Annotated in this window: 20 protein-coding genes; 6 read left to right on the forward strand and 14 right to left on the reverse strand. The window is 69.4% G+C overall.

Annotated elements, in window-relative coordinates; genetic code table 11:
* The first annotated feature begins 33 nt into the window (after positions 1–33).
* The 3 genes from AC069I_RS28495 (at position 34) to AC069I_RS28505 (ending at position 2,467) form a co-directional block, all read left to right on the forward strand.
* On the forward strand, positions 34–738 hold the full coding sequence (locus AC069I_RS28495; RefSeq protein WP_478229909.1) for an alpha/beta fold hydrolase: 705 nt from the start codon (positions 34–36) through the stop codon (positions 736–738).
* A 64-nt stretch (positions 739–802) separates the two neighbouring features.
* Positions 803–1,447 carry a flavodoxin family protein gene (locus AC069I_RS28500; RefSeq protein WP_478229908.1) on the forward strand — a complete coding sequence of 215 codons (645 nt, stop codon included), beginning with the start codon at positions 803–805 and terminating at the stop codon, positions 1,445–1,447.
* Complete coding sequence (locus AC069I_RS28505; protein WP_478229907.1) at positions 1,448–2,467, forward strand: LacI family DNA-binding transcriptional regulator; 1,020 nt, start codon at positions 1,448–1,450, stop codon at positions 2,465–2,467.
* Here the strand turns inward: AC069I_RS28505 and AC069I_RS28510 are convergent.
* The 9 genes from AC069I_RS28510 to AC069I_RS28550 all read right to left on the reverse strand — a co-directional run bounded on the left by AC069I_RS28510 (position 2,464) and on the right by AC069I_RS28550 (position 12,419).
* On the reverse strand, positions 2,464–3,765 hold the full coding sequence (locus tag AC069I_RS28510) for a serine/threonine-protein kinase (RefSeq protein ID WP_478229906.1): 1,302 nt from the start codon (positions 3,763–3,765) through the stop codon (positions 2,464–2,466). The genes AC069I_RS28505 and AC069I_RS28510 overlap by 4 nt on opposite strands.
* Positions 3,766–3,801: 36 nt before the next feature.
* On the reverse strand, positions 3,802–4,434 hold the full coding sequence (locus tag AC069I_RS28515; protein WP_478266796.1) for an SGNH/GDSL hydrolase family protein: 633 nt from the start codon (positions 4,432–4,434) through the stop codon (positions 3,802–3,804).
* Complete coding sequence (locus AC069I_RS28520) at positions 4,431–5,192, reverse strand: sugar phosphate isomerase/epimerase family protein (protein WP_478229904.1); 762 nt, start codon at positions 5,190–5,192, stop codon at positions 4,431–4,433. The genes AC069I_RS28515 and AC069I_RS28520 overlap by 4 nt, the downstream gene beginning before the upstream one ends.
* The gene (locus AC069I_RS28525) at positions 5,189–6,226 is read right to left on the reverse strand and encodes a LacI family DNA-binding transcriptional regulator (RefSeq protein ID WP_478229903.1); all 1,038 of its coding nucleotides are present in this window, start codon (positions 6,224–6,226) and stop codon (positions 5,189–5,191) included. The genes AC069I_RS28520 and AC069I_RS28525 overlap by 4 nt, the downstream gene beginning before the upstream one ends.
* A gap of 258 nt (positions 6,227–6,484) precedes the next feature.
* A complete protein-coding gene (locus AC069I_RS28530; RefSeq protein ID WP_478229902.1) occupies positions 6,485–7,927 on the reverse strand; it encodes a chondroitinase-B domain-containing protein in 1,443 nt (480 codons plus the stop codon).
* 13 nt (positions 7,928–7,940) lie between these two features.
* Complete coding sequence (locus tag AC069I_RS28535; RefSeq protein ID WP_478266797.1) at positions 7,941–9,242, reverse strand: alpha-L-fucosidase; 1,302 nt, start codon at positions 9,240–9,242, stop codon at positions 7,941–7,943.
* Positions 9,243–9,274: 32 nt separating this feature from the next.
* Positions 9,275–10,141, reverse strand: a complete 867-nt coding sequence (locus AC069I_RS28540; protein ID WP_125690702.1) for a carbohydrate ABC transporter permease — start codon at positions 10,139–10,141, stop codon at positions 9,275–9,277.
* Positions 10,138–11,094: a carbohydrate ABC transporter permease gene (locus AC069I_RS28545; protein ID WP_478229900.1), complete on the reverse strand. Its 957-nt coding sequence runs from the start codon at positions 11,092–11,094 to the stop codon at positions 10,138–10,140. The genes AC069I_RS28540 and AC069I_RS28545 overlap by 4 nt, the downstream gene beginning before the upstream one ends.
* Positions 11,091–12,419, reverse strand: coding sequence for a sugar ABC transporter substrate-binding protein (locus AC069I_RS28550; RefSeq protein WP_340682361.1), 1,329 nt, complete (start codon positions 12,417–12,419; stop codon positions 11,091–11,093). The genes AC069I_RS28545 and AC069I_RS28550 overlap by 4 nt, the downstream gene beginning before the upstream one ends.
* Before the next feature lie 181 nt (positions 12,420–12,600).
* On the opposite strand from AC069I_RS28550, the gene AC069I_RS28555 reads away from it, so the two are divergent.
* Entirely contained in the window at positions 12,601–13,608 is a 1,008-nt protein-coding gene (locus AC069I_RS28555) for a hydroxyacid dehydrogenase (RefSeq protein ID WP_478235853.1), read from the forward strand.
* A 58-nt stretch (positions 13,609–13,666) separates the two neighbouring features.
* Positions 13,667–14,098: an alpha/beta fold hydrolase gene (locus AC069I_RS28560; RefSeq protein ID WP_478266798.1), complete on the forward strand. Its 432-nt coding sequence runs from the start codon at positions 13,667–13,669 to the stop codon at positions 14,096–14,098.
* A 587-nt stretch (positions 14,099–14,685) separates the two neighbouring features.
* Here the strand turns inward: AC069I_RS28560 and AC069I_RS28565 are convergent.
* Both AC069I_RS28565 and AC069I_RS28570 read right to left on the reverse strand, forming a co-directional pair.
* Positions 14,686–15,777: an aldo/keto reductase gene (locus tag AC069I_RS28565; protein ID WP_478229896.1), complete on the reverse strand. Its 1,092-nt coding sequence runs from the start codon at positions 15,775–15,777 to the stop codon at positions 14,686–14,688.
* A gap of 12 nt (positions 15,778–15,789) precedes the next feature.
* Positions 15,790–16,263, reverse strand: coding sequence for a DUF6130 family protein (locus AC069I_RS28570; protein WP_478266799.1), 474 nt, complete (start codon positions 16,261–16,263; stop codon positions 15,790–15,792).
* 145 nt (positions 16,264–16,408) lie between these two features.
* Between AC069I_RS28570 and AC069I_RS28575 the strand changes: the two genes are divergently transcribed.
* A complete protein-coding gene (locus AC069I_RS28575) occupies positions 16,409–16,645 on the forward strand; it encodes a hypothetical protein (protein ID WP_125678639.1) in 237 nt (78 codons plus the stop codon).
* A 6-nt stretch (positions 16,646–16,651) separates the two neighbouring features.
* Here the strand turns inward: AC069I_RS28575 and AC069I_RS28580 are convergent, their stop codons facing one another.
* The 3 genes from AC069I_RS28580 to AC069I_RS28590 are packed head-to-tail and all read right to left on the reverse strand — an operon-like array spanning position 16,652 to position 19,622.
* The gene (locus AC069I_RS28580; protein WP_478235857.1) at positions 16,652–17,653 is read right to left on the reverse strand and encodes a LysR family transcriptional regulator; all 1,002 of its coding nucleotides are present in this window, start codon (positions 17,651–17,653) and stop codon (positions 16,652–16,654) included.
* Positions 17,650–18,291: a sigma-70 family RNA polymerase sigma factor gene (locus AC069I_RS28585; protein WP_478229893.1), complete on the reverse strand. Its 642-nt coding sequence runs from the start codon at positions 18,289–18,291 to the stop codon at positions 17,650–17,652. The genes AC069I_RS28580 and AC069I_RS28585 overlap by 4 nt, the downstream gene beginning before the upstream one ends.
* Positions 18,276–19,622, reverse strand: coding sequence for an alpha-lytic protease prodomain-containing protein (locus AC069I_RS28590; RefSeq protein WP_478229892.1), 1,347 nt, complete (start codon positions 19,620–19,622; stop codon positions 18,276–18,278). The genes AC069I_RS28585 and AC069I_RS28590 overlap by 16 nt, the downstream gene beginning before the upstream one ends.
* Between the last annotated feature and the right edge of the window lie 11 nt (positions 19,623–19,633).

The following is a 19,633-nucleotide window of genomic DNA, read 5'->3' on the forward strand; positions in this document are numbered from 1 at the left end:
ACCGATCGTTCTCCCTGAACTGAAGGAGTCATCATGAGCAACCAGAAGCCCACCATCGTCCTGGTCCACGGCGCTTTCGCCGACTCGTCCAGCTGGAACGGCGTCGTCCCGAAGCTGCGTGAGCAGGGCTATCGCGTGCTGGCCGCCGCGAACCCGCTGCGCGGGATCGAGTCCGACGCGGACTACGTGTCCGACGTCGTCAACGGCGTGGACGGTCCCGTGGTGCTGGCCGGGCACTCCTACGGCGGCGTGGTGATCAGCCGTGCGGCCACCACCGCGCCGAACGTCGAGGCGCTCGTCTACATCGCCGCTTTCCAGCCGGAGGCGGGGGAGAGCGTGTTCGAGCTGTCCGGCCGGTTCGAAGGCGGCAAGCTCGGCCCGGACACCACGAACGTCCTGGCCGCGCAGGGTGAGCTGTCGATCAAGCCCGAGAACTTCTCGGACGTGTTCGCGGCCGACGTCCCCGCGGAGACCGCCGACGTCATGGCGGTCACCCAGCGTCCGGTCACCGAGCGCGCGCTCGCCACGCCGTTCGACGGTGAGCCGGCGTGGAAGAACCTGCCTTCGTGGGCGCTGATCGCCGAGCAGGACCACGCGATCCCCGCCGCCGCGCAGGCGTTCATGGCCGAGCGTGCCGGTTCGGAGGTCACCAGGGTCGACGCTTCGCACGCTGTCTCGGTCTCGCGGCCGGACGTCGTCGCGGAGGTCCTCCTCGCCGCGGCGGCCAAGGTCGCTTGACAGGGGAAACCCTCCCCGGAGAGACTGCTAAAACGTTTTGGCAGTCTCTCCGGGGGAGAACCGCATGAAGGTCTTGGTGCTCGATTCGAGCCCACGCCGTGAAGGCAACTCCTGGGCGCTCGCGCAGGCGCTGGCCAAGGGGGCGGATGAAGCCGGGCACACGGTCGGCTTCATCCGGCTCTCCGATTTCGTCGAGTCGCCGCTGGGGGACTGCCGCGGCTGCCGGTTGAGCGACCGGTCCTGCGGCATCGGCGACGGCTACGAGCGCCTGTTGTTCGATCATGTGCTCCCGGCGGACGCGATCGTCTACGCGACACCGCTGCACTGGTACGGCATGACCGGACGGCTCAAGTCCTTCTTCGACCGGCTTTTCTGTTACACCTCCGGCAGTTCGCCGCATACCGCGGAGGTCGTGCCGGGGTTGATGCACAAACGCGCCGCGGTGCTGATCTCGTGCGAGGAGAGCTACCGCGGCGCGACACTCGGCCTGGAGGCCCAGTTCCAGGAGCTCACCCGATACCTGCGCCAGGACCTCGCCGGGATCGTGGTCGGCGTCGGCAACAGCCGGGGCGAGGTGGAGCGCGATCCCGCGCGGCCGCTGGCGGCGGCGGCGGACCTCGGCCGTAGGCTGGGCGACGCCCATGTCACCGACTATCGGCTGGACACCGACCGGCCGAACCGCGTTTGGGGACCGCCCGTGGAGGCCTGAGTGTCGCCGACCATCCGTGACGTCGCCGCCGCCGCGGGGGTTTCGATCACCACCGTTTCCCATGTGCTCAGCGGGCAAGGCCGGATCTCCGAGGAGACCCGGCAGCGCGTCGCGAGGGCGGCGGCCGAACTCGGTTACCAGGCCAGCGTGCACGCGCAGCAGCTGGTCACCCGGCGCAGCCGCACGTTGGCGATCCAGCTCGCGAACTCGGTCGACGCGAGCAGCGCCTGCGCGCTCGTGCCCAATTCGGACTACTTCCTGGAGGTCCTCAACGGCGCGGCCGAGGCCGCGTCGAAAGGTTCGTACGCCCTGCTTCTGACCCCGATGGACGCCGACCTCGACCGGCTGAACGCCTTCGCCGTCGACGGCGCGATCCTGGTGGATCCCCGCGGAGACGAGCCTTTCTTCGCGACCGGCTGGTGCCAGGACAGGCCGCTGGTGACCGTCGGACGTCCGATGGCGGCGCCGTGCCCGGTGCCGGTCGTCGTCGACAACGACCTCGTCGCGGCCGCCCGGCTGATGCTGGATCACTTGGCGGACAACGGTTACGAGCGGCCGTCGATGATCGCCACCGACACCGCCCGCTCCTACGCGGCCGATCTTGTCGCGGGGTACACCGGCTGGATGGAAGGCCGGGGGCTGGAGCCGGTGGTGGCCGAGATCGACGAGCCGCCGACCACCGAAGGCACGGCGGAAGCACTGGGCAGACTCCTCGACCGGCGGGTGTGCCCGGACGCCGTTTTCACGACATCGGAGAACCTCGCCCTCGGCGTCCTCCACGAGGCCCGCCGCCGACGGCTCGCGGTGCCCGGCGCGCTCGGGATCTGCAGTGCGGTGGACAGCGGTTCGCTCCGCCTCGTTTCGCCGCAGGTGACCGGGATGTTCGTGCATCCACGCGAGGTGGGCGGCCGTGCGGCCACGGCGTTGATGGACCTCGTCGAGGGGAAGACGGCCGACGGCGAGCCGCGCCGGATCGAAGTCCCCGTGCGTTTGAACGCGCGGGAATCGACCGCTCGCTAAGAACTCCGGCACACCGCGACCGGTGCGGCCCCGCCGTCGCCCTCGGTGGTCGCGATGAACCCGAAGGTGGTCGTCCCGCCGACGGGCAGTACCGCGTTCCAGTCCACTTCGGACACTCGTACGCGATCGCCGTCCTGCGTCAGGGAACCGTTCCACAGGTTGGCGATGCGGGTGCCGGGCGGCAGGGTCCAGCTGACCTCCCAGCCGGTGAGCCGGGTGTCCTGGGCGTTCCGGACGGAGACGCGGATCTCCGAACCGCCGGGCCAGCGGTTGGCGACCTCGTATCGCGCTTCGCACACCGGTTTCGCAGCCGAAGGCAACGGCGCCGCCACTGGAGCGGCGGCGTCGGGCGGACCGCCGTCGAACAGCAGGATCCCCGCCAGGACACCACCCGCCGCGACCACGCCGCCCGCGATGGCGAACGGCAACCGCGAACGGCGGGTGGGCGCGGGAAGCCGTTTGGTGCCGGACAGGATCGCCGGACGGCCGTCGGCGACGGCGGCGAACATCCGCGCGGCTTCGGCCATGTCCGGCCGTTCCCGCGGATCGCGCCGGAGCAGCCGCAGCACGACGTCCGTGAGCGGGCCGGTGGATCGCGGTGCGATGATCTCGCCGCGGGCGACCCGTTTGAGGAGGGCGATCTGGTTGCCGTCGGTGCCGAACGGCGGCGCGCCTTCCAGCACGGTGTAGAGCGTGGAGCCGAGCGAGAACACGTCCGACGGGTACCCGGGTTCGTCACCGTCGGCGACCTCGGGGGAGAGGTACGCCGGTGTGCCGACGACGAGACCGTCGCCGGTCATCGTCCCTTCGCCCGTGGCGTGGGACAGGCCGAAGTCGGCGATCTTCGCTTGCCCGTCCTCGGTGATCAGAATGTTGTTGGGTGTGACGTCCCGGTGCAGGATGCCGTCCTCGTGGGCGGCGGCCAGCGCGGAGGCGATCTGCGCGCCGAGCTCAGCGACGCGGCCCGCGGGGAGCGGGCCGCCGTCCGCGAGGAGTTCCGTCAGCGGCCGCGATGAGAGGAACTCCATGATCAGGTACGGGGTTCCGTCCTGTTCGACGACGTCGTAGACGGTGACGGCGTGCGGATGCTTGATCCGCGCGGCGACCCGGGCCTCCCGCATCGCGCGCACGATCGACCGGAACGGCGCGTCGCCCGGGGAGTTGTCCGGCAGCAACTGCTTGACCGCGACCGTGCGGTCGAGCCGCTCGTCCCGCGCCTGCCACACCACGCCCATCGCGCCCCGGCCGACCTTGTGCTCCAGCCGGTAACGACCGGCGATGATGGCGTTCCGGTTCACGGGGCAACTGTATCGGCCAGGCTTGCCGGGCACGGCCTAGGTGAGCCTGGCCTCCTCGACCGGTGCACCGGCCGCCGCGAGCCATGCTTCGGCGAGTAACCGGTGACCCAGCGGGCTGGGGTGGACGCCGTCCGGGGTGAGCGTCGCCGCCCCGTGCTCGGCCGCCGCGCGCGGCATGAACAGGTCCGCGCGCACCAGCCGCGCGCCGAACTCGGTCGCCACGTCGATCGCCGCTTCGACGCGGGGCGCCAGATCACCGAGCCACTCCCGCTGTCCCGGCTCCACCGGCAGCAGGAACGGCGTGATCACGTACAACTCGGCCGGGAGGTGCTCCCGCGCACCGGCCAGCAGCCGGGAGTAGGCGGCACGGAACTTCCCGATCGGGCTCGACAGGCCGCGATCGAAGGTCCGCCAGGTGTCGTTGATGCCGATCTTCACCGTCAGCACCGTCGGGCGCGCCGCGAGGACGTCGATGGCCCACCGGGCTTCGAGGTCGTAGATCCGGTTTCCGTTGACGCCTCTGTTGATCACCTCCGGTCCGTCACCGACGAAGTCCGCGATCTGCCGGACATACCCCTTGCCCAGCGACGCGGGATCGGCGCGATCGCGGCTGGAGTCGGTGATGGAGTCGCCGGCGAAGAGCAACCTGTCGGTTTCGGTGAACCTCACGCGCCCGCCTCGATCAGCTTCCGCAGCGAGTCGGCCTCGCCAGGGAGCAGGTCCGGATCGTTGTCCGGGACGAACTCCAGCAGCGCGTCGAGCGGCCGTCCGGTCCTGGCGAGCAGGCCGAACGCCCGCGTCCACAGATCCGCCCGGAAGGTCAGCGGATGCCGCTCGTTGCTGGGCCACCACGAGAAGACGTGCACCGCGCGCACGTGGTCGAGCACCAGTTCCAGGCCGGTCAGCGCCTGGTCGTCCGGCAGGTCCTGCGGCGGTTGCCAGTAGGTGCCGAGATTGTCGCGGCCGACCTCTTCGAGCAGCCGGACGGTCGATTCCGCGGTGTCGGTCAGCGTCCCGCCGTGGAACTCCAGCGCGACCTCCAGACCGTGTTCGTTCGCGACGTCGGCGGCCTCGCGGAGACCGGCGGCGACCTGCTCGCGTTCGTCGGGGTCGACGTCCTCGGAGCCCGCTTTGCCCGCCCACACCCGGATCCGCGAGGCGCCGAGCCGGACCGCGGTGGCGGCGATGTCACCGAACTTCCCGGCCTCCACCGGGGTGGCGCGGAAGTAGGAACCGTAGGAGTCGCAGGTCAGCCCGTGCCGTGCCATGGCCTCGAACGCGCGCTCGGCCGCCCAGTCGTCACCGGGGCGCACATGGACGTCCGCGCCCCACTCGATCACTTGCAGGCCCGCCTTTTCGGCGCGGCTGGCGACTTCGTCGGCGTCCAGCCGCCGCAGCGTCACCGAACACAGTCCCGGGCGGATCATTTTCCCTCCAACGGTTGAGTGCTTTCGCGCAGCACGACCTCACCGGTGATCGGCTTGACCCGAGGAGCGGCCGCGCGGTCGTCGAGGATGAAATCGAGTGCTTGTTCTCCCATGCGCTCGATCGGCACACGCACAGTCGACAGCGAAGGCCTTATGTCGCGCAACGTAATAATGTCGTCGAACCCGGCGATCGCGATCTGCGCGGGGACCAGCAGCCCACGGTCGCGGCAGGCGGCCATCGCGCCGACGGCCATCACGTCGTTGACCGCGAAAACGCAGCCGCGGAAGCCGTTCTCGATCGCGCGCACCATCGCCGCGTAGCCGCCGTCGCGGGTGAATTCCGCCCGCAGCACGTGGTTCTCGGGCAGCGGGATACCGTGCCGGGCGAGCCCGTCACGGAAACCGAGAACACGATCCCGCGACGTCAGCAGGCCGGTCGGCCCGGCGAGCACGAGGAAGTCCCGATGCCCGAGCACGGCGAGGTTCTCCGCCAGATCCGCCGCTCCGGCCCGGTTCTCCAGCATGACGGTGTCGAACGGCAGCTTCCGCTGGCCGATCACCACGACCTGACCGTCGGCGGCCTCGAACGCCTTGAGCTCCTTGGTCAGATTCCGTTGCAGGGCACTGTCTTCGTTACGCGACCCGGCGAGGATGACCGCTCGTGCCCGTTGCCCTCGCAACGTGGTGACGTACTCGAGTTCCTTCTCCGGATGGTTCTCGGTGCTCGCGATGGTGACCGTCAGCCCGTGTCGCGCCGCCACGCGCATCACACCCGACGCGATCGAGGAGAAGTACGGGTCGACGATGTCGTGCACCAGCAGCCCGACGACGTTGCCGCGGCCGCGGGCCATCGCCTGCGCGGGCACGTTCGCCGTGTACTGCAGCCGTTCCGCGGCCCGCAGCACCGATTCGCGCAGCGTCACGCTGACCTGTCTGGTCCCGCCGTTGAGCGCCCTCGACGCCGTCGCGAGCGACACTCCGGCCTCGCGGGCGACGTCGGCCAGGGTGGCCGAACCCGCGGCGCGCTGCGCCATGGTTCCTCCTCGGAGTCTGGCGGTGAACCCGCGACCGCGATCGACGTCGGCAGGCCGCCGGCTGGTCTGCCACGTCGCGGTGGACGTGCAGGGCGCCCTGCCACCGCATGGCGGGGCCTTCGGCCGAGGCGGGTTCACGCGTTTGGTCGCTTCTCGGGTACTTATTCGGCTCCGCCAACGAGCACTCGGTGGTGCGGGGGGCTCACGCCGGTGTGGGCTGACACCGGCGTGAGCCCGGCTCTGATGCCGACCGCCCGGCTACGGAGCGCCGGGGCCGACGTCCGCGGTGGTGAGCGGCCGGTTGGCGATGGCGGCCGTCGAGTACTCGTCGGCGCCGACGTCACGCAGGCTGCCACGGGCTTGACCGTCGATGTCCAGCGTGACCGGTGCGGTCGACAGGGTCGCCGCGTCGATCGCGGGGCTGCCCGCGGCGAGCCGCGAGACGCCGTCGCTGCCCTGCACGAGCTTCGGGTCGATCCGGCGGAAGGTGCCCGCCGGGATGTTGCCGTTCCCGCCCGAACCCCACAGGATGTTGCCGGACCAGGTGAAGTTGCCCGTGGTGCTCATCGCGACCAGGTCTTCGTTGTCGCCGACGAAGATGTTGTCCGAGATCGTGCAGTCGCGCGGTTCGACCGTCCGGTTGGTCTCGCCGGAGAGCGTGCTGCCGTTGTTCAGCAACGTGTTGTGCGCGATGAGCACCCGGTCCGCCGCGTCGTTCTTGCGCCGTGATTCCTTTGATTCACCGGGGAAGTGGTCCCGAACGGTGCCGCTGCCGATGACCAGTGCCCTGCTGGACACGCCGGCGATGTAGTTGTTGAGGATCTTGTGGTCGTTGCCGTAGATCCGGATGCCTTCCTTGCCGCCGAGGATGAAGTTGGATTCGACGACGGACTTGTTCCCGTGACGCAGCACGATGCCGCCCAGGCTGTTCCGGATGGTGTTGTTGCGGATGAAGTTGCCCGACGACTTGACCGAGATCGCCTCCGGGTCGCCGTTCGCGCGTTCGAACAGGTTGTACTCCACCGTGGCGCCGGCGGTGCTCAGCGCGCGCGGGCTGACGCCGAGCCGGATCGGCTCGCCGCCGTTTTCGCCGGCGAAGGTGTGGTCGGAGAAGTAGTTCCGCACGACGTGGACGCCTGTCGCCATCTTGTCGTCGTCCGCGCCCTCGATGCAGAGCATGACGCCGAGCGTCGTCTTGTGGTGGAAGTGGTTGCGGTCGATCTTGCTGTAGTCGGCGCGGACCATCACCCAGTGCAGGTCCGGGAGGTCGGCCAGCTGGAAGTCGTTGCGGGTCAGGCGGATCCGCGAACAGTTCGCCGGGATCTCCAGGGTGGTGCTCTGCCGGAAATTGAATCCGCTGAGCGTGACGCCGGTGGAGTCGTCGAAGACGAAGCTCTGCTCACCGTTGAGGGTCACCCCGCCTCGGGACTGGGCGACGATGGTGATCGGCTGGTCCTTCGTTCCACGCCTGCCCTTGACGCTGATCGGCTTGCCCGACGGCACGGTGTACGTCCCGTTGTTCACGGTGATGACGTCACCGGGGCCCGCCTGGTTGATCGCGTTCTGCAGTTCGGTCAGCGAACTGACGTTCAGAGCGCACAGCCCCTTCGGTTTGGCCGACGCCGTGCCCGCGGTGACCCAGGGGACGGTGATCAGCGCGGCGCCGAGGGTGGCGCCGCTGAGGAACCTTCTGCGATCCATGATGCCTCCGTGCTCAATCGGTGGGGAGGGTTTCGGCGGCGGGGCTTTCTTTGCTCAGGAACAGTTCGATCACCGGGACCGGGGTGTCCGGTTTCCGGATGGGGAGTTTCAGGGTGAGCGTGCCTTCCGGCTGCCCGCCCATCTGGGTGTTCTGCGCGGTCTGCCCGGGATCCGTGTGCACCTGCCGGATCTCCGAGGCGTCGTCGAGCAACTGGGCGTAGCGCACCCGTCCGGCGAGCCCGGGCAGGTGGACGTGGTTCATCGGCCAGCTGAACAGGTGCAGATAGAGCCGGTCGCCGCGCTGGGTGTAGCGGCCGTCGGCGGGCGCGGTGAACTCGGCCGGGCCGCAGCCGCGGACGGAGCGTTCGTGCCGGTCCATCCAGCGGCCGATCTCGGCGAGGACTTCGTGCGCACGGGGGTCGATCTCACCCCGGCCGTTCGGGCCGACGTTGAGCAGCAGGTTGCCGTCCTTGGACACGCCGTCGACCAGCATCCGGATGAGCAGTTCCGGGCTCTTGTAGTCGAGGTTGTCGCGGTCGTAACCCCAGCTGCCGTTCAGCGTCTGGCACGCCTCCCACACCACCGGGACGCCGTCGCGGGCCATCGGGCCGGACGGCTGGTACTGCTCCGGGGTGATGAAGTCCCCCGGGATCCCGGTGCGGTCGTTGACCAGGATGCCGGGCTGGAGTTCGCGGACGAGCGCGAGCAGGCCGGGGGAGTCCCAGTCGTCCGGCCCCTTGCCGCCCCACCATTCCTTGCGGCCCTTGTAGGAGAAGTCGAAGAACAGGTAGTCGATCGTGCCGAAGCGGGTGAGCAGTTCGCGCACCTGACCGTGCAGATAGAGCTGGTACTCGGCGATGTCGGCGTACTGATGCGCCGCGATGTACTCCGCGTCGTCACGGCGGGGATGGGTGCCGTCGACGGGGAACGCGGGGTGATGCCAGTCGATCAACGAGTGGTAGAAGCCGACCTTCAAGCCCTCTTCGCGGCAGGCGTCGACGAACGGGCCGAGCAGATCCTTGCCGTACGGCGTGTTCGTCACCTTGAAGTCGGTGAGGTCGCTGTCCCACAGGCAGAAACCGTCGTGGTGCTTGGTGGTCAGCACGACGTAGGTCATGCCCGCGGCCTTCGCGGCGCGCGCCCAGGAACGCGGGTCGTACTTGTCCGGTTCGAAGTGGTCGAAGTACACCCGGTACTGCTCGTCGGTCAGCTTTTCGCGGTTCTGCACCCATTCGTGCCGGGCGGCGAGGGAATACAGTCCCCAGTGGACGAACATCCCGAACCGGTCGTGGGTGAACCAGGCGGTGGAACTCACTGCAGGATCGCTCCTTGATTGTCTTTGGTGACTCAGCCCTTGAGCGCGCCCGAGGCGAGGCCGCGGACGAACGAACGCTGGAAGAACAGGAACGCGGCGACCGACGGGAGCAGCGCCAGCAGCGACGCGGCCATGATCACGCCGGGCGTGACGTTCGTGTCGATCCGCAGGGTCCGCAGGGCCAGCGGCAGGGTGTAGGTCGAAGCATCGGTCGACACCAGCAACGGCAGCAGGTACTGGTCCCAGATCATCGTGAAGCCGAAGACGCCGATCACGCCGAGCGCGGGCTTGCACATCGGGAGGATGATCTGGGCGAAGATCCGCAGGTCGCCGGCCCCGTCGATCCGCGCGGCCTCTTCGAGCTCGCGAGGGACGTCCTTCATGAACTCGGTCATCACCAGGATCGAGAAGGCCCACGCGCCCAGCGGCACGATCATCCCGGCGAGGCTGCCGATCAGGTTCAGATGCACCACCGGCAGATCCGACAGGATCAGCGACAGCGGGATCGCGAGGATCTCCTCCGGGAGCATCAGCGTCGCCAGGATCGCGACCAGCACGAAGGTCATGAACCGGAATTTCTTGCGCGCCAGCGCGTATCCGGCCAGCACCGAGATCACGACCTGGAGCAGCAGGCCGAAGCCCACCACCAGGAACGAGTTGAGGAGGTACATCCCCACGCCAAGGTCGAAGGCGATGCCGAAGTTGTCCAGCGTCGGGCTGGACGGGACGACGCTCAGCGCCGTCGGATCCGAGACGTCGTTGAACGCGCTGACCAGCAGTGCCAGCAGCGGTCCGGCGAACACGAGGAGCAACAGGGCGTACAGGACGAACTTGAGGATCCGCCCGGCCGGTGACTTGACGGCGTCGAGGCCGAGTGCGGAATCGTTGGCCGCGGTCATGCGTCTCGCCTCCGTCGGAGCACCTGGACGAACAGGGTCAGCACGAGCGTCGCGAGGAACAGCAGGACCGCGCCCGCCGCGCCCACGCCCAGCCGGTTCTGTTCCAGGCCGAGTTTGTAGATCAGGGTCATCGCCACTTCGGTCGAGCCGTTCGGCCCGCCGTTGGTCAGCAGGAACACCTCGGTGAACACCCGCAGGCCGCGGATCGCGGCGAGTACGAACAGGATCGAGAACACCGATCGCAGGCCCGGCAGCGTCACGTGGAGGATCTTGCGCCAGCGGGAGGCACCGTCCACAGTGGCCGCTTCGTAGAGTCCCCTGTCGATTCCGGCGAGGCCCGCGAGGAAGATCATCATGTCGTACGGGGCACCGCGCCAGATCCCGGTGATGATGACCGAGATCATCGAGCTGTCGGGATCGTTGATGAAGCCCGACGGGCCCATCCCGACCAGGCCGAGGATGGAGTTCAGCATCCCGTCCTCGGTCGGGTGGTACATGATGCGCCACAGTTCGGCGACCACCGCGATCGGCACGACCACCGGCAGGAACGCCGCCGACCGCAGGAACTTCAGCCGCTTGCTCTGGCCCTCCATCAGCAGGGCGAGCGCGAGGCCGATGATCATCGACCCCGCGGTCTGCCCGACCGCGATCACGATGGTGTGCCAGATCGCGGAGTGGAACGCCTCGTCACCGAGGACGGTGCTGTAGTTCTGCCCGCCGACCCACTGGTTGCCCAGGTACGGCTGGACGTCCTGGAAGGACATCGTCACCGCGGTGAACATCGGGATGAACTTGAAGTACACGAACAGGATCAGGGCGGGGGCCAGGAACAGCCACGGCGTCCACCACTTCCCGTCGCGGTCGCTGCGCCTGCGGGCCTTCGGCGCGGGTGCCCGCTTGACGGCGGGACGGTCCGCGCCGACGGCCGCCGGCTTGGCGTGATCTACGGTCATGAGGCGCTGATCCCCTGTTGCTGCAAGGTCGCCGTGAGCTTGGTGTCGAGTTTGGACAGTTCTGCCTTGAGATCGAGCTTGCAGTCGGCGACGAGCGCGCTGATCGTGTCGGCGGTGTCCTGGCGGACCGGCGTCCAGTTCGGGATGGACGGCGCGTAGTGACCGGACTTGGTGTAGATCTCGGCGTAGGTCTTCCAGCGCGGGTCGGAGCGGACCTGGGTGATGTCGACGTTCTTGTTCACCGGAAGCTGCACGATGAAGGCCGATTCGCCCTCCATGCCGATCTTCTGGCCGTCGACCGAGATCGCGAAGTCACCGAAGGCGTCCTGCCCGGCCTGGTTCGGCGAACCGGCCATCATGTAGATCGACAACCCCTCGGCGAGGACGTCGGCGTTCTTGGCGCCCTTCGGCATCGGGACGACCTCGTACTTGTCCTTGCCGAGCGACTTGTCGAACCGCGGCAGCAGGTACGGGCCGACGACGTACATCCCGGCCTTGCCCGCTTCGAAGGTCTCGTTGGTCGCCGGGGTCGGCATGGTGACCGAACCGGGCTGGATGACGTTGTCCTTGCAGCCGAGGTCGCGGAACCACTGCACCGCGGCCACGGATTCGGGCGTGCTCATCGCCGGCTTGTACTTGCCACCACCGGTCTCGGAGATGAAGTCGCCGCCGGCGGCCCAGAGGAAGTTCGAGAAGTACCAGGAGGCGTAGCCCCGCTTGGTCGACAGCGTCGCGTTCAGGCCCGCGGTGTCGGCCTTGCCGTTGCCGTCGGGGTCGCCGGTGGTGAAGGCCTTGGCGAGGTCCGCCAGCTCGGCCCAGCTCTGCGGGACGCTCTTGCCGAGCTTCTCCCGCCAGTCCTTGCGGATGAGCAGCGCCGAGGCCTGCGCGCTGTAGGGCAGGCCGTACAGCTTGCCGTCCGCGGTCTGGTTCGACTTCAGGGCCTGCTCGGTGAGTTCCGAGGTGTGCTTGATCTTGCCCGGCTCGACCTCGCGGACGAGACCCTGGCTCTTCAGCGTGCCCAGCTGCGTGACGTCGTTCATCACGATGTCCGGCAGGTCGCGCTGGGCGGCCCGCTGGGCGAGCTTCGTCTCGAAGTCGTCGAAGATCGCGGTGACCTGCACCTTGAATCCCGTGGCCTTCTCGAAGGCTTCCGCGAGCCGCTTGGTGGCCTGTTCACCGGGGCCGCCGGGGGTCGTCCGGGTCCACAGTTCCAACGGCGCCTTGGTGTCCTGCGCGACGTTCGTTCCGGCGGGGCCTGCCGAGCAGCCCGAAAGGACCAGCGCTGAGACAGTGAGTCCCACGCCGATCCACCGCGATTTCCGCATCGCATCTCCTGTTCACTGTGGACCACGCTGTCTACCTCGGAGGGGACGGTAAGCGCTTTCCCGGTCTCCGGTCAATGGTCCGATCATTACGAATTTCAATCGCCCCTGGTCGCCTCTGCGTGGGACTCGCCGCGCGTGGACCGGGTCAAGCATCCGATGTATGGTCGCCGCGGAGGTAGGAATGACCGAGCTGCGACACCGGCCGACGGCACTTCTCGTGATGGAGGAACGCCGCCGCGACGACGTTTATCCCGAGGCGGTGCTGAAGGAGATCGAAACGCTGGTGGACCTGCGTGAGCCGCTCACCCGTGAGCGGCTGGCGGAGAACCCGGCGGCACTGGAAGGCGTCGAAATCCTGCTGTCCGGCTGGGGTGCCCCGGTGCTGGACTCCGTCCTCTTGGGACACGCGCGGGACCTGCGGGCCGTGCTCGTCGCCGCCGGCTCGGTCCGGCCGCTGACGACGCCCGAGTTCTGGGCGCGTGAGCTGCCGATCGTGTCGGCCGCGGCCGCGAACGCCGTCCCGGTCGCCGAGTTCACCCTTGCCCAGGTCCTCTTAGGACTCAAGCAGGTGCACCGGATCTCCCGGGAGATCCGGGAGCGGCGGGCCTATCCGCCGGACCCGAGGGTCGCGGGTGCCTACCGGTCCCGGGTCGGGCTGCTCGGCCTCGGCGAGATCGGTGCTCTCGTCGCGTCGCATTTGCGCGGTTTCGACGTGGACGTGCTCGCGAGCGACCCCGTCGTCGACCCGGCGACGGCCGACGGTCTCGGCGTGCGGCTGGTGGGTCTGGACGAACTGTTCACCACGTGTCCCGTGGTCAGCCTGCACGCGCCGCTGCTGCCGGAGACCGAAGGACTGGTCGACGGTGAACTGGTGGCCAGAATGGGCATCGGTGCGACCTTGATCAACACCGCCCGTGGCGCCGTCGTCGACGAGCCGTCGGTCGTCCCCGTGCTGCGCGAGCGCCCCGATCTCACGGCGATCCTCGACGTCACCTGGCCCGAACCGCCCGAGCCGGACTCGCCGCTGTACACGTTGCCGAACGTGGTGCTCACCCCGCATCTGGCGGGCGCGCTGGGTGCCGAACGCGCTCGGATGGGCGAGCTCGTCGTGCGAGAGCTGCGGCGGTTCGTGCTCGGGCAGCCGCTGGAGCACGCCGTCGCGCCGGACCGGGCACACTTGCGGGCGTGATGCTCGCCGTTCGAGGTCGATGCGCCCGTGGTCCTGCTGCGCGCCTCGGGATGATTTCGTGCCCGGCCGGCTGTCGATCTGCCGGGGCAGCGTCCACACGGAGAAGCACTCGCTCGCGGTGATGGCCGCCGGAGTGGCGGATCTACTGGGGGCGGGTCTGGCCGGCCATTCGCTGGGCGGCCGGGTCGTCGTGCTGCTCGCCCGGCGCCTGGCGGGACGCGGCGGTGTTCCGCCGCACCCGATCGAGTCCTTGGAGCCGTTGGCACCCGATCGACTGGCGCTGATCGACCTGATCATGGCCTGGATCGGCTCGCCGCGATCACCGCGCCGACCCGTTGGTCAGCGGCGGGCAGGCCAGTACGTCACCAGGGTGTCGCTGGAACGGATGTGGGTACTGACTCCGGGCTGCCGTCTGGTGGCCATCGAGGGCGCGGGCATCGGATGCACGGCGCCAAGCCGGGGAGTTCCTCGGTCCGGCGTGCTCCGGTGACCTGGCTTGGGTGCTGCCGCGCCCTGCCGGCGATCTCGCGGAGAGGAGTCGTATAACGGCCTATACCGTGTGTCTCCGGTAGGCATGGCGAGCGTGGGGCGTTGCCGCGAAACGGCGACGGCCACGGAGCGCGATGGGGTTGGGCCGCCATGCGGCATGGTCACGGGTGGCCTGTCGCCGGGAATCGGCGATGCCGAGCAGTGACGGGAAGGTCGCCTTCGTAACGCCTGCGGCCTGTTGCCGCGAAACGGCGACTTGCTGGGGTTGTCGAGGCATGGGATCAGGGTTGCGCCGGGACCAGCCGTGGGTCGTTGCCGCGAAACGGCGACGGCCGCAGCAGTTGGACTCCAGGGCCGCCTCGATGGGTAGCCGCGAATTGGCGACGTTCCGGGTGGCCCACGCCCCGTTGCCGCGAATCGGCGACGGCCACGGATAACGGCGAGAACCGTGGCGGCACCGCGACATGATCCCCTACGGCTTGTCGCCGAAAACCGGCGACGCCAAGCGGCGGCGTGAGGCCCTCCACAACCCGGCCCAGGCCTGTTGCCGCAAAACGGCGACAGACCGTGGGCACGCCGATGGTCAGCTCACCAGTTCCGCACCGCGGGCGCGTACCCCGCCGGCTTGTCCCCGACCTTCACCCCGGGGCTGATCACCCAGTTCTGATACGCGGGCGTGAACATCCGGTACACCGACTCCGGCGGGACGGCACTGGCCTCGTCGAGGAGCGCCCGCAGGTCCGGCGGAAGCGTGAAGTCCAGTGCGGCCATGCTCTTGCCCAGCTGATCGGCGCTGCTCGCCCCGACGATCGCGGCCGCGACGCCCGGCTGGGTCGCGACCCAGTTGATCGCGACCTGGGCCATCGTGACGCCGAGTTCGTCAGCGACCTTCTCCAGCGGTTTCAGCAGTGCCCAGTCGCGGTCCGTCCACGACTTCCCGGCGTTCCCCGGATCGCTCAGCCTGCCGTCACCGCTCGTGGTCTCGCCGGTCTGGCGGTACTTGCCGGTGAGGAACCCGCCGGCCAGCGGGCTCCACGCGGTGATGCCGAGCCCGAGATGCTGTCCCATCGGCACGTGCTCGGTCTCGATCGTCCGTTCCACGAGCGAGTAGGGCAGCTGGAGATTGACGGCCGGGGTGAGCGCGTTCGCCTCGGCGAAGCTCTGCGCCCGGGCGGCGTACCAGGCGGGTACGTCGGAGAGCCCGGCGTAGCGGATCTTCCCCGCGCGCACCAGGTCGTCGAACGTGCGCATCACCTCTTCCGCCGGAGTGACGCGGTCCCAGGTGTGCAGCAGGAAGAGATCTACGTGGTCGGTGCCCAGCCGCCGCAACGACGCTTCCAGCGCCCTGATCAGGTGCTTGCGCCCGTTGCCGCCCGCGTTCGGGTCGCCGGGGTCGACGCTGTTGGTGTACTTGGTGGTGAGCACGACCCTGTCGCGCACCTTCGCCTCGGCGATGAGGCGGCCGAGGATGGTCTCGCTCTCACCCGCGGTGTAGAAGTCCGCGGTGTCGATGAAGTTCCCGCCCGCCTCCAGGTACTTGCGGAAGATCGGGCGGACGTCGTCCTCGGATTTCCCGTACGCGGCGTGGAAACCGCCGGTACCGAAGTTCATCGTTCCGAGCGCGATCCGGCTGACGCGCAGTCCGGAGCGGCCGAGCAGGTAGTACTGATCCAGTGTCATGAAAGCGTCTCCTCAGTGGTGTCCGGTGTGGGCGGGAACGACGAAGTCCACGGTCTTCTGGTCGAGGACCTTGTGCGTCGGGTCGGCGAGACCGATCCACACCTTGTGCGGTCCCGCGGGCAGCGACTGGATGATCAGCGGTTCGCCGCTGCCGTCGGCCCAGTGCCACGCCGCGTCGTCGACGGTCACGTGGATATGGCCGATCCGGGGTGTGACGTCCAGTGCGGCGGGGCCGTACACCGGGACGATCCGGAGGTTCTCCGCCCGGTACCGCAGCACGACCAGGCCCATCGCGAGCTGCTCTGGCAACGGCGCGTCCACGACCAGCGACGGCGGCGGCTGGGAAGGCAACGGCACCACGGGAGCCGGCGACCAGCCGGCGGCCGCGGCGGGGGGAGCGGTCACCGGCGGAGCGGGCGAGGGGGCACCGCACGCGGCGGTGAGCAGGACGGCGGCGGCGAGGACGGTCTTTCCCAGTACGGGCATGAATTCACGCTAAGACGGCCGAAGGGGCCGCGGCGCCCGTCGGACGACGTCATCGGTGTACGTCACCGTGACACGTTCCGGTGATCACCACGTGAACCGACCGGATCCGGGGAACACGGGGGCATCGACGGAAAGGGAGAACACGATGAAGACTCGAATCGCCGCGCTGGCGGCCGCGGTCACGTTCTTGGGCGCCGTCACCGCCTCGCCCGCCATGGCGGACCCGGTGCCCGGCAGCCCGAACCAGTTCTACGCGTCGTGCGCGGTCGATCTGCTGGGCGTGCCGGTGGGCTGCCTCGAGACCGACGAAGCGCACGCGACGCATATCTGTCAGTACGTGCTCACGGCCTTCGGCCTCGGTCTCGACTGCATCCAGCGCTGAATCCGGTCAGGTGCCGAGCCAGCCGGGGTTGGCGGCCGCCCACTCGGGAAGCCGATGCCGGATCGCGGCGGGCTCGGTGATCGCGTCCACCAGTCCGCTTCGGACAGTGGGCACGTCGATGGACGAGCCGTCCCGCCACAGCAGGAGATGCCGCGTCCTCAGCGGCACACCCCGCAGCGCCACCACCGGGCCCGGGATCGTGGAACCGGAATCGAGGGAGCGGGCGGGCGCCACCGCGCGCGGTTCGTGCCGGACGCTCTGCCGCAACGCCATCGGATCCAGCTTCCGCACGGTGATCTCGCCTAGGCCGGCGCGGGCGCACTGGTCGGTCAGGTGAGCGTGGAACTCGTCGTCTTCGTCCGACGGCATCAGCCAGACCGAGCCGTCGAGCTCGGCCAGGGACACCTCGCCGAGTCCGGCGGCGGGATGGTCCGGGGACACGACCACGAAGACCGGCTCCGTGCCGACAGGAAGCATGTGGACGCCGTCGGGCGGAACGATCTCCTGCCCGGGGTGATCCTTGTACAGCGCCAATTCGACCGTGCCGTCGGCCAGCGCCGAGAACAACGCCGTCCGGCTGGTCACGGCCAGCAGTTCGACGGGACGGCCACGAGCCGCCGCGGCGACCACACCGCTCAGCGTCTCGGCGAAGACGGTCGGAAGCGCGCCGATCCGGAGCAGTCCCTCGGAAGGCGCGCTGTGGAACCGGCGGATCGCCAGTTCGAGGTCGTCCGCCGCGGCCAGTACCCGGCGCGCGTGGTTCAGGAGCACCTCGCCCAGCGCGGTGGGCCGCACGCCGTGCCGGTCGCGTTCGAACACCGTCCGTTCCAATGCCCGTTCGACTCGGTGGAGCTGCGTGCTCAACGCGGGCTGGGAGAGCCCGAGTGCGGTCGCGGCCTTCGCGATGCTGCCCGCCGACGCGATGGCGTCGAGGAGGCGCAGATGCCGGACATCGATCTCCGCCGGCCAGGTGTGTCCGTCCCCGGGACCGATCAGGGGGCTGATCACAGGTCGTCCTCGCTGATGATCGTGCGGAGTTTGTGCAGGGCGCGATGCTGGGCGACCCGGACCAGGCCGGGGCTCACCCGCAGGACCGCGCCCGCCTCGGGCGCCGTCATGCCGACCGTGATCCGCAGCCGGAGGATCTCCTGCTGGATACCGGGCAGGGTGCTCATCAGCCGCGTCAACCGGTCGTGGCCGTCGGCGGCCAGCGCCTGCCACTCGGGTTCGTTGGGTTCGGGCGTCGCGCGTTCGGGCGGATCGGGCGTGGGTTCCGACTTGTCCCGGGCTCGCCGCCGGAAAGCGGCGGCGACCTTCCTTGCCGCGATTCCCAGGACGGCGGTGAGGAAAGACCCGCCGGTGGTCCGCGCGGTGGGCAGGCCGCTGAGCACGGCGAGACAGGTCTCCTGCGCGACGTCGTCCGCGGCGATCTCCCGCGCGTCGGTTCCGTCCATCCGGCTCCGGCAGTAGTCCGCGACCACCGGCTGGACGATGTTCATCAGCTCGTTCGTCGCCGCGGGATCGCCGCGGCGGGCGCGGGGGACGAGGGATTCGAGATCCGCCGTCAGCGCGCCGTCGTCAGGGGGAGGAGCCGCCCCCGGCGAGGTGAGGTCGCCGGGGGCGGTCCAGGTCAGGCGAGTTCCCAAAGCGCGGGCACGTTCGGCGGTTCCCAGCCGGGCATGGAGGTGTGCGGCTGGATGACCCGGTAGTTGCTGCCGCCGTAGCTGGCGGTCGCGCCGGAGCCGTAGTACGTGTACGGCGCCCAGGTGCCGCCCGGCGGGTTCGACGTCGTCGGGCTGGTCGGGGTGGTGGGCGTGGTCGGCGTCGTGGTGGTGCTGGACGGCGGGTTGCCGCTGACCGTCAGACGCAGGTTGTAGACGCTCAGGATCTCCGAAATCGGCTGGAAGTAGATGGTGCCGCCGGAGGTGCAGTTGCCGGAGCCACCGGAGGTGACGCCCTGCGCCTGGTCGCCGGTGATCCACGAACCGCCGGAGTCACCGGGCTCGGCGCAGGCGTTGGTCCGGGTCAGGCCGGTGATGGTGCCCTCGGGGTAGGTGACCGAGGTGTTCTTCTGCAGGATGGTGCCGCAGCGCCAGCCGGTGGTGGAGCCGGAGCGGCACACCGACGAGTTGACCGGGGCCTCGGTCGAACCGGCGACCGGCACGGTGCCGGGGTAGCGGTTCACCAGCGGGCGCGGGGTGTTGCCCGCGTCGGCGCGGACCCAGGCGTAGTCGTTGCCGGGGAAGCTGGAGCCGGCGACGGTTCCGCTGGGGTTCGAGGTGCGGGTGCCGGTGGTGCCGCAGTGCCCGGCGGTCACGAAGCCGCCGTCGACCGCGAAACCGATGGAGCAGCGGCCCGAGCCGAAGGTGTAGGCGTTGCCGCCGATGATGTCGATCAGCGCACGCGGCTGTTCGGTGCTGGCCTCGACCCGGACCAGGTCGGACGGCACACCGGCCTCGGCAGCCCACGACTTCGCGGCGGATTCGCCACCGGCGTTGGCGAGGACGACGATCGAGTTGGTGGTGACGTCGGTGAACCAGCCCGGCACGGTCTTCGGTGCCTTGGCGGACTTGGCGTCGAGCCGCAGCTTCGCCGCGTCGAGATCGGCGGCACTGCGGGCGACCGTCTTCGGGGTGGCGCCCGCGGCACGGACGAGGTCGCCCACGGCGGCGTCGGTGACCGCCACGGTCAGCGTGGTCCCGGAGCCGTCGAGCCACGATCCGGCGTATGACGTGCCGAGCTGCTTCTTCAGCGTGTTGTCGGCGACCGCGGCGCGCTGTTCGCTCGCGAGCCGGAGCTTGGCCTGTTCCGGGCTGATCTTGAGGTCGCGGGCCATCGCGGCCAGCATTTCGGACTGGGACTGGTCACCGGAGGCGGCCTGCTGACCGGCGCTCGCGTTGGGGGTGAGGGCGATGGCGGTGACCAGGCCTGCCCCGGCTATGGCCGCGGCTGTGGCGGCTAAGATCTTTCTGTTCATTTCAACGCTTT

The organism is Amycolatopsis sp. NPDC043885 (assembly GCF_056435685.1).

Excerpts from the sequence above, each read along its gene's own strand:
- AC069I_RS28495 (WP_478229909.1), top strand. The coding sequence starts at position 34 with ATGAGCAACCAGAAGCCCACCATCGTCCTGGTCCACGGCGCTTTCGCC.
- AC069I_RS28500 (WP_478229908.1), top strand. The coding sequence starts at position 803 with ATGAAGGTCTTGGTGCTCGATTCGAGCCCACGCCGTGAAGGCAACTCC.
- AC069I_RS28520 (WP_478229904.1), bottom strand. The coding sequence starts at position 5,192 with ATGATCCGCCCGGGACTGTGTTCGGTGACGCTGCGGCGGCTGGACGCC.
- AC069I_RS28525 (WP_478229903.1), bottom strand. The coding sequence starts at position 6,226 with ATGGCGCAGCGCGCCGCGGGTTCGGCCACCCTGGCCGACGTCGCCCGC.
- AC069I_RS28530 (WP_478229902.1), bottom strand. The coding sequence starts at position 7,927 with ATGGATCGCAGAAGGTTCCTCAGCGGCGCCACCCTCGGCGCCGCGCTG.
- AC069I_RS28540 (WP_125690702.1), bottom strand. The coding sequence starts at position 10,141 with ATGACCGCGGCCAACGATTCCGCACTCGGCCTCGACGCCGTCAAGTCA.
- AC069I_RS28545 (WP_478229900.1), bottom strand. The coding sequence starts at position 11,094 with ATGACCGTAGATCACGCCAAGCCGGCGGCCGTCGGCGCGGACCGTCCC.
- AC069I_RS28550 (WP_340682361.1), bottom strand. The coding sequence starts at position 12,419 with ATGCGGAAATCGCGGTGGATCGGCGTGGGACTCACTGTCTCAGCGCTG.
- AC069I_RS28555 (WP_478235853.1), top strand. The coding sequence starts at position 12,601 with ATGACCGAGCTGCGACACCGGCCGACGGCACTTCTCGTGATGGAGGAA.
- AC069I_RS28565 (WP_478229896.1), bottom strand. The coding sequence starts at position 15,777 with ATGACACTGGATCAGTACTACCTGCTCGGCCGCTCCGGACTGCGCGTC.
- AC069I_RS28570 (WP_478266799.1), bottom strand. The coding sequence starts at position 16,263 with ATGCCCGTACTGGGAAAGACCGTCCTCGCCGCCGCCGTCCTGCTCACC.
- AC069I_RS28575 (WP_125678639.1), top strand. The coding sequence starts at position 16,409 with ATGAAGACTCGAATCGCCGCGCTGGCGGCCGCGGTCACGTTCTTGGGC.
- AC069I_RS28590 (WP_478229892.1), bottom strand. The coding sequence starts at position 19,622 with ATGAACAGAAAGATCTTAGCCGCCACAGCCGCGGCCATAGCCGGGGCA.